The organism is Rhizobium sp. AC27/96, from assembly GCF_001692325.1.
Taxonomy (GTDB): Bacteria; Pseudomonadota; Alphaproteobacteria; order Rhizobiales; family Rhizobiaceae; genus Rhizobium.
The window spans coordinates 1-1,185 of record NZ_LXKN01000004.1; the positions used below are offsets into that span (position 1 = coordinate 1).

1 protein-coding gene is annotated in these 1,185 nt (G+C 62.4%); it reads left to right on the plus strand.

From position 1 onward, the window contains the following. Positions 1 to 201 precede the first annotated feature (201 nt). Entirely contained in the window at positions 202 to 1,152 is a 951-nt protein-coding gene (locus tag A6U86_RS07855) for an IS110 family transposase (RefSeq protein WP_083196760.1), read from the plus strand. Positions 1,153 to 1,185 lie beyond the last annotated feature (33 nt).

A 1,185-nucleotide genomic window follows, 5' to 3' on the forward strand; every position in this document is an offset into this window, starting at 1 on the left:
GGCACCTTGTGTGTTGTATCTCTGTTAGACTGCTGCCTGTCCGGTTTGTCGGCCCGATGTTCGCGCATCAGGCCGACCACCGTCGGAAGGACCGTCGGCATCTGAGCCCTGTGGGCTGTGGAGAAGCTTGGTCGCCGTCGGCTGTTCACTGATCCGGATGGTTGCAGGGACGACAGGGTCCGAAGCCACAAGGAGGGATCGATGAACATCTCGAAGTCTATCACACGCAGCGCCGGCGTCGATGTCTCCAAGCCTTGGCTGGATGCAGCACTCCATGGCTGCGAGGCAACGCTGCGGGTCACCAATACGCCCGCCGGACATGGGGAGCTGGTCGACTGGCTTCTTGCCCGGGGTGTTTTGCGGGTTGGACTGGAGGCAACTGGCGGCTATGAGCGCGCGCTCGTGAAGGCGGTGTGCGACAGCGGGCTGGAACTGGTTGTGCATCAGCCCATAGAGATCAAGCTGTTTGCCCGTCTCAAGCGGCTTAGAGCCAAGAATGATCGCATCGATGCAAAGCTGATCGCGAGCGCGACCGCGCAAGTCGATACTATCAAAGCAGCGGCAGATCCGCGTCTGGTCGAGCTGGCCGAGCGGTTGACCGCATATGAGCAGGCGACGGATCTGGCGACCCTGCTCAAGACCCAAATGGAGCATATGAGCCTGCCCGACCTTGTGGCGGAGGCCCGCGCTCAACTGGCCATCCTGGTCACCCGAAAGACCAGGATGATCGCCGACATCATGGCTCGCATCCGGCTCTGGCCCGATCTGGCGCATCGTCTCGGCCTTCTGCGCTCCTTGCCCGGCGTTGGCCCCATCGTGGCGCTCAGCCTGCTGATCCGCATGCCCGAACTGGGGTCCATGCGCAGGGGACAGGCCTCGGCGTTGATCGGTGTGGCGCCATTCGACCGGGATTCGGGTGAGCGCAAGGGCCAGCGCTTCATCGCCGGCGGCCGTCGCCGACCACGCAAATTACTCTACCTTGCGGCATTGACCGCCAAGCGTTGCGACCCCTGCTATGGTGTCTTCGCTAAGCGCCTAATCGCCGCTGGAAAGCCGCCCAAGGTCGCAATCGTCGCCATTATGCGAAAGCTTATCGAGGCGGCCAACCTCATCCTTCAACGCGACAGGCCTTGGCAACAGGCACCGCAATGACATGGTTGCTTCTCCCCGAGGGGAGAAGGGGTT